The 8,663-nt window shown below is 36.8% G+C and carries 1 protein-coding gene; it reads right to left on the bottom strand.

The genetic code is table 11. The features are described from left to right. A partial coding sequence (locus tag ACW9XH_RS09800; RefSeq protein WP_457760477.1) for a LamG-like jellyroll fold domain-containing protein occupies nt 1–8,663 on the bottom strand: 8,663 nt, incomplete at both ends.

The following is an 8,663-nucleotide window of genomic DNA, read 5'->3' as shown; positions in this document are numbered from 1 at the left end:
GCTTTGGTTGTATCTACTGTACCGTCATTTAGTGATAGTGATTCTGTGAGTGAGACAGATGCAGCTTTGGTTGTATCTACTGTACCGTCATTTAGTGATAGTGATTCTGTGAGTGAGACAGATGCAGATCTTGAGATGTTATCTGTGAATGTGAGTGATTCATCTAGTGAAATAGGGATGTTTTTGTTGATAGTATCAGATAGTGTAAGTGATTCAGTTAGTGAGACAGGGATGTTTTTGTTGATAGTATCAGATAGTGTAAGTGATTCAGTTAGTGAGACAGATGCAGCTTTGGTTGTTGTTGCAGTTGAATCTAGGGACAGTGATTCTGTAAGTACGAGTTTTAGATTAGCTGATACATCATCTGATAACGACAAGTTTTCCTCCAATGTAAAAGACAATGCCTTGGAACGAGGCCATTGAACTATACTGAAAGAGTATCCTTGCTCTTGACCAGTATCTGACTGCCAGAAATCAGCAGTAGTAGAGTCAGTTAGTCTTGCAACAATTGTACCTCTTGGATAGGAATTATCTGTACCATCAGAGTTTGATGTAAATCCAAATATTGAAGCCTCATCAGTACCATAAGTTAGGGTATTGATGCTTCTCTGCCAGTTTTCTTCTTCTGAACCAGATGTGTTTAGTTGATCAGTTGGTTGCTGGTGCTCTACGATCATCTTCTTTCCAGTTTGCGTATTAGAGTTTGATAGAATCCAAACTACTTTATTCATTTGATTATTGTATGTACAAGCGTCACCACCAAACTCGTGTGAAAATGATAGAGTATCCGTGTCAGATAGCCATACTCGTTCACCTGTCTCACATAGACCGTCAGATGTTGCACTATCAGCATTTCTTTGCTGGGCTTGTAAGACAAATGCCCTTGAAAGATCACCTACATCAGAGATTGTTTCTTCTTGAGAAAGACCTAGATCAGATCCTTCATGTTCGATTCTTTGAAGGTTCCAGTTTATACCAGTAAACTCTACTACGGCATATGATACATTGATTGCATCAGTACCTGTTGCAGTTCTGTTGAATACTGGTACGTTGCTTGCACCCTTCCATTCTGTTGTAACTAGTCCTGTCTCATAATCTGAAGCTCCAGTATCAGGGTTTGACACACCAGTAATGATTACTGCAACATCATTGTCATCTTGTACACTACCAATGGTGCTACCTGTACAGTCAGCTGCGGTACTGCCAAAAGAACAGACTCCAGTATCAAGTACCTTCATCTCGTTTGGACCATTTACAGGACCAACATATTCTAGAATCTGCCATGCAATTCTGTCGTCATTTGTTGTACCTGCTCTGGTAAATGTAACAGTGCCAGCAGAAGTCAAGCCACCATCATTTGAGATGTATGTGGTTACATCATCTGCATTTTGTGTACCACCTCCACTGGTTTGGCCCATACCAGTCTGTCTTGTACTTGTCTGCATGATGAAACAGTCACCAGTACAAACATCAAAGTCTGTACCACCTGAGCTAGTTATTGTTCCAGAAGCCGAAGTATCTGAAATTGCAAATGTGCCATACTGTACCTTAAAGTCCGGATTTGCTGGAATGAATATTTCACCTTCAGCTGTGTCATCTAGTGTAAGTGATTCAGTGAGTGAGATGACTCCTGCAAAAGAATAATCAACTTGATCTGAAATGGATACTGATTCAGTGAATTTGAGTGGTAGAACCAAGTTTGTAATTGGATCATCATCAAGTGATAGTGTCTCTGTAAAGGCGACAAGAACTTGGCCGTCCTTATCTATGAAAATAGAACCGTCATCTAGTGTAAGTGATTCAGTTAGTGAGACAGATGCATCTTTGATGATTTCTACTGAATCAACTAGCGATAATGATTCAATATATGGTTTTATTGAATTAACATCATCTGATAACGACAAGTTTTCCTCCAATGTAAAAGACAATGCCTTGGAACGAGGCCATTGAACTATACTGAAAGAGTATCCTTGCTCTTGACCAGTATCTGACTGCCAGAAATCAGCAGTAGTAGAGTCAGTTAGTCTTGCAACAATTGTACCTCTTGGATAGGAATTATCTGTACCATCAGAGTTTGATGTAAATCCAAATATTGAAGCCTCATCAGTACCATAAGTTAGGGTATTGATGCTTCTCTGCCAGTTTTCTTCTTCTGAACCAGATGTGTTTAGTTGATCAGTTGGTTGCTGGTGCTCTACGATCATCTTCTTTCCAGTTTGCGTATTAGAGTTTGATAGAATCCAAACTACTTTATTCATTTGATTATTGTATGTACAAGCGTCACCACCAAACTCGTGTGAAAATGATAGAGTATCCGTGTCAGATAGCCATACTCGTTCACCTGTCTCACATAGACCGTCAGATGTTGCACTATCAGCATTTCTTTGCTGGGCTTGTAAGACAAATGCCCTTGAAAGATCACCTACATCAGAGATTGTTTCTTCTTGAGAAAGACCTAGATCAGATCCTTCATGTTCGATTCTTTGAAGGTTCCAGTTTATACCAGTAAACTCTACTACGGCATATGATACATTGATTGCATCAGTACCTGTTGCAGTTCTGTTGAATACTGGTACGTTGCTTGCACCCTTCCATTCTGTTGTAACTAGTCCTGTCTCATAATCTGAAGCTCCAGTATCAGGGTTTGACACACCAGTAATGATTACTGCAACATCATTGTCATCTTGTACACTACCAATGGTGCTACCTGTACAGTCAGCTGCGGTACTGCCAAAAGAACAGACTCCAGTATCAAGTACCTTCATCTCGTTTGGACCATTTACAGGACCAACATATTCTAGAATCTGCCATGCAATTCTGTCGTCATTTGTTGTACCTGCTCTGGTAAATGTAACAGTGCCAGCAGAAGTCAAGCCACCATCATTTGAGATGTATGTGGTTACATCATCTGCATTTTGTGTACCACCTCCACTGGTTTGGCCCATACCAGTCTGTCTTGTACTTGTCTGCATGATGAAACAGTCACCAGTACAAACATCAAAGTCTGTACCACCTGAGCTAGTTATTGTTCCAGAAGCCGAAGTATCTGAAATTGCAAATGTGCCATACTGTACCTTAAAGTCCGGATTTGCTGGAATGAATATTTCACCTTCAGCTGTGTCATCTAGTGTAAGTGATTCAGTGAGTGAGATGACTCCTGCAAAAGAATAATCAACTTGATCTGAAATGGATACTGATTCAGTGAATTTGAGTGGTAGAACCAAGTTTGTAATTGGATCATCATCAAGTGATAGTGTCTCTGTAAAGGCGACAAGAACTTGGCCGTCCTTATCTATGAAAATAGAACCGTCATCTAGTGTAAGTGATTCAGTTAGTGAGACAGATGCATCTTTTATAGTTATTACATCATCAGAAATTGTCAATGTTTCTTGCAAGTTCTTAATCAGAGTAGCAATCACCTGAGCATTAAGTGATAGTGATTCTTGTAATGGTGGATTACTGATTGACAAACTCTGAATAGAAAGATAAACTCTATCAGGTATTGTATTATGATCAGCGCCAGTGAGCTCATCACTTGAACGAAGACTGATGACTCTGATTGTATCCCCTCCCTTCAAATCCAATATACAGCTTGTAGCAGCTGTTGCAATGTTATGATTATTAGATGAACCGTCGTTTCCTCTAGCAAAACTATCACCAAAACATGCTTTAGCATTTTGATATCCACTTCCTGAATCTATCTGTATTCTTGTTTTTGATCCAAATCTTTCAGCATCACTAACAGTATGAGCAGAAGCAACTCCGTATGCAACATGATACAAACCATCAACATTTACTGTAATTTCTTCAGATGGCGTTCCAAATGATCCTGAAACTGTAATGGTATCCAAACCAAAGTCGTTATTCCATATTGTTCCTGAAGATGGGAATGTGACTTTGAATCGGATTTGAGTCGAAGCATTACTAACTATTCCAGACAAGTCTAGATTTTCTTGATTCCAAGGAGCTGGATCAGCACTGGTAGCTAAATCAGGACCACTTTGAGCATATGTTCCTCTAGTAACCCATCCTGCACCGTTCTCATTAGTTTGGACTTCAACTGTTGCAAGATTACTATTACCTCTTTGATTCCAGAAAAATTCAACATCCCAATCATATTGATTTGCATCTAAAACCTGATTTAGTGTCATATAGAAAATATCATTTGCTGCAGCAGGACTAGATGCTTCAGTATAGACATACCCATCTGCAAGTACACCACAAGTTGCACTTCCGCCTTGTCCTGCACAGGGACCCATACCAGTTGATGGTGTTTCATTAGTATCATGTGACCATGATCTAGCTGTACCTGAAGCTGCTAATTGATCTGTAACTGCTGCAGGATTGTCCCAAGACCATGCAGACTCGTCAGCATCATTGTCTGCATCAAATGTGAATGGACCGTATTGTATTGCTGAAGTATTTCCAGTGAACGTAAAGTGACTGCCTTCTTCATTAGAGCTGTTCCAGTCTACTAGAACGTCAGATACATCATCAAGGTTTACACCTCCTGCAGAGTTATGAACTCTAAGAACATTTGCAGAAGAATCTGTTCCAATATATTCTACATCAAGATGATAGTTTGTAGCAGTTGAAGTTCTGGATGTTTCATCAACTGATACAAATCTTATCTTGTCTCCTGCATAAAGTTCCAAAATTGTAGATGATGATAATGCAGCTTGTGTAATACCATCAGCATTTCTGTTATAAGATATGCTTCCACCATACACATCATCAACAAATGAACCAGATGTGTCTGTTTGGATTTTACCTATTATGGATGCTCTGTTGTTTGGACTTGCATAAACTGCACTGTATGAAACCTTGTAAAATCCATCCTCATCAACTGTGATTTCAGAATTGGCAGAAGAGCCATCAAATGTAAAAGTGCTAGTATCATAAGTTACAATATCTGCATTGACAAATGTCATAAGATCTGGTGTATTATTGACAGTTAGAGAGGCACCAGACTTTCTAAGGGATATTGTAGGATTTTCTACCTTTTGCATATTGAACCAGTTCTCATCGTTTGCAAATGAATAAGTTCCAGAACCAGTAGTTGATGAGACTTTTGATAGTCCAACTCTAACTTTTCCATTTGCATCTAGTTCTACAAGACACTCACCAGACCAGACAGCAGTTCTATGGTTATCAGTAGATCTTTCATATGCACCATCATAGCATGACATTCCCGCACCAGTGGCATATCCGCCAGTACCATCTGTATCATTTTGTATAAATGAGATTGCCTGGTATCTAGCAGCACTGATTGAAGACGGAGTTATACTCAATCCATAATTGACTCTGTATGTTCCTGCTTCTGAAACTTGAATTTCAGTACATGAATCAGAAATTCCGTTACAACCACCACCTGCGCTATCATGTGTATAGATAGGGTCTTGTCTGCCAGCTGATTCATCCCAACCTGGTATTACAGCATTAGTTACTGCCAAGTCATCTTCAGTATCAGGCGAACCAAGAACTATAGGATCACCATGTAAGAGAATTACCTGTGGACCGTTTGGAACAAATGCAGAATTGTGTGCAAATGCAGTCTTGTTACCAAACTGGAACATCAAATGATGTTTGAATGGAGTTAATACTTGTGATGCCTCAAATCCTTCTTCTGTACTTGAATAGTTGTAGTAAGTAATTGTATTTCCATTAACCATAGGATTGATTGTATGAGTACCGTTGTTTAGTTCAAGGAATGTAAGATCATCTGGAGATTCTAAACCAAATGTTGTACCATTTACTGCAGAGATTATTAGATCTGCAGTACCGTTTGTTGTGAATTTTACCTTCCAGATTCCGCCTAATGCAGGATAGCTCTGTACGTTGATTATCTCAAGATCTGCCTCAATATCAAATTCTTGCTCAGATAATTTTGGTACAATCCATTTCATCTGATCTACAATGCCGTTTGCATCAGTATCTACAAATTCTACTTCAAATCTTGGATCGTCAGTTACGTTTACTCTGGTATCGTTAATGTTCCAAAACAGCTTGAAATCAGTGCCTGCCTCTACTAGTTTTTCAGGAATATCAGAGAATGCTGTGACATTGGTATAGTGTAAGGCAGATTCATGGGAAACTGTGATCTTTTTGTCATATTTGTCATTGGTGGAATTGTTTTGCTCTACAGTAAATGGTGCAGGTGTAGTAAATGTTAATTCAATGTCATCATCAGTGTTGTTAAGAATCAAAACTTTTAGTGGTTTGTCTTCTTGGAGCATCTCATTTACTTGCTGAAGAGACGCAAGAGGAATTGTGTTTGAAAGCTTTTCTAACTTATTCTCTAATTTATCTGATAGTTTGTCAAGATTTTCAGTTAGTTTATCTAATTTTTTGTGTGCTTTTGCAGTATCAAGATTTGCATAGTATGAAATTTTTTCATTTGTAGAATTAATTTGCGACTGAATTGTTTGTACTGAATCAACTAGTCTAAAGTATTTCTTTAGATCCTTATCTGAAATATCTGCATCATCATATAATCCAGTATTAGTAGAATTATTCTGAACATAATTTGAAGAATCAAACAATATAGTTTCTGAAGTATTGTTATGTGTTTTTATTTTAAGAATTTCAGCATCAGCTGGAATTTCTACTGCAATTGATTCAGTGTTATTTGAGAATGTTACATCCTGTGTCCAAGTTACTTGTTTGTTAATTTCGATTATATCATGATCCAGATACATATCAGAAACAACATTGTCTGCAGGGATTGTGTAATTATTTATCAATAGCATTGAATCAACTGATAAGGTTTCAAAAAGCGATACTAGGTGTATATTATTAATTGTTATTAAAACAATATCAGATAGTGATAGTGATTCAGGAATTATTTGTGATTTAGTATTTTGAGTGGTTAGATTTCCAGAAATAATTGTAGCAACAACTTCATCAGAAAACATCATTGTTTCTACTGTTGATTTATTCATAGATTCATTTACACGATCATTTACATTGTAGGTTACATGATCTGTAAATGATAATAATTCTACAGATAATGGATCAACAGATATAACATCAATTGGATCAACAGGAATTATTTGTGATACTGTTACATTGTTCAGGAATACTGTAATTGTATCAGTAAATGTCAATTGTTGTGATTCAAATGGAATGTCATAATTTGTTGGTGCCATAACATAACCTGCATAAATCTCCTTGATTTGGTTCTCAAATAGGGCTTTTTTATAGATGAGAACGTCATCAACCATGCCTGAAAAGTGGTTTGAAAGGGTTACCTTGCTTCTAAGGGTATTAAGATATGCTCCAACGATCACATCAGAATTATTTTCTGCAATTTCAGCTGATACAGGAGTTACTTTGCCTTCTAATATTGTAAACGATTTAGGAATTGATCCACGTGCTTCTAAATTGCCATTTAGATATAACGAAATTTCTGTTCCATTGATAATTGCAACAAGATTAGACCAATCATTAATCTGCGTTTTACCAATAATTTTTGTCCATGTAATTCCATCAAAGATTGCAAAGGTTGGAACTTTTTCAGGTGAATAAATATTATTGATTCCAAGAATAAATGAATTTTCTTTTGATACAACAGTAAATTCTGCAGAACCTGATGTGTAAGAAGGATTAATCCACGTTGAAATAGTTAATTTGTTAAGTTCGTCATTTAATGTTTCTAATTCAATTGGAATATAATTTTGTGTTTCATTAAATGTGATTATAGTGTCAGTTGAGTTTGTGATATCAATATCAATTATATCAATACTAGTTCCATTAGCATTAGTTGCATTTGTAATTGGTATTGATGCAAAAACATCAATAACCATATCTTTTTCTTCAATAATTTCTGTTGTAGTATTATTGTATAATGATTCAATTATTGGTAATGTTTGTAAATATATTTCTGTAACTTGTTCTGCAGTTAGATATACATTAAATACATTAACTTCTTTTATTTCACCATGGAATTGTTTTGTTACATCATCAAGTGATCTATTATTGTCAAGAGATGCACCAACTACAACATCCGACGTAGATTCAATTGTTTCTATTGTTTTAACTTCAAGTTGTCCTTTTATTGTTAATTCAATTTTTTCAATTGATTTGTTCGTGTTAGAATGAGTTCCATTTGTATAAATTGATAATGTTGTTCCATTGAATGTTGCAGCAATATGTGACCAATCATCACCAATTTCTTCTGTAGTCTGTACTGTGTGCCACTTTATTCCATCAAATACTGAAAAAATAGCAATATGTTTTGGTTCGATATTATTGTTAATTGTTAAAGCAAAAGATTTTTCCTTGCTAATTACTGTAAATTCAGAAGATCCGCCTGAATAATCAGGATTAACCCAAGCAGTGACTGAGAGATTGGATAGATTACTGGTTGAATTCCCATCATTTGATAGATAACCGTCACCATCTAAAATTAGACTGGAATCACTCTCCTCAATGTATACATCTCCTATGAATCTAGAGCCATTAACCTGAGTATCAAATGACCAGGATTCGGTAGCATTTGGAAGAAGAACTGTAATGATGTCAGTAGAGTTTGTGCCTGTAATGATGTCAGTAGAGTTTGTGCCTGTAATGATGTCAGTAGAGTTTGTGCCTGTAATGATGTCAGTAGAGTTTGTGCCTGTAATGATGTCAGTAGAGTTTGTGCCTGTAATGATGTCAGTAGA

The organism is Candidatus Nitrosopumilus sp. bin_32a (assembly GCF_054095935.1).
The sequence above is the reverse complement of the archived record's forward strand: the minus strand, read 5'-3'. Positions and strand labels throughout refer to the sequence as shown.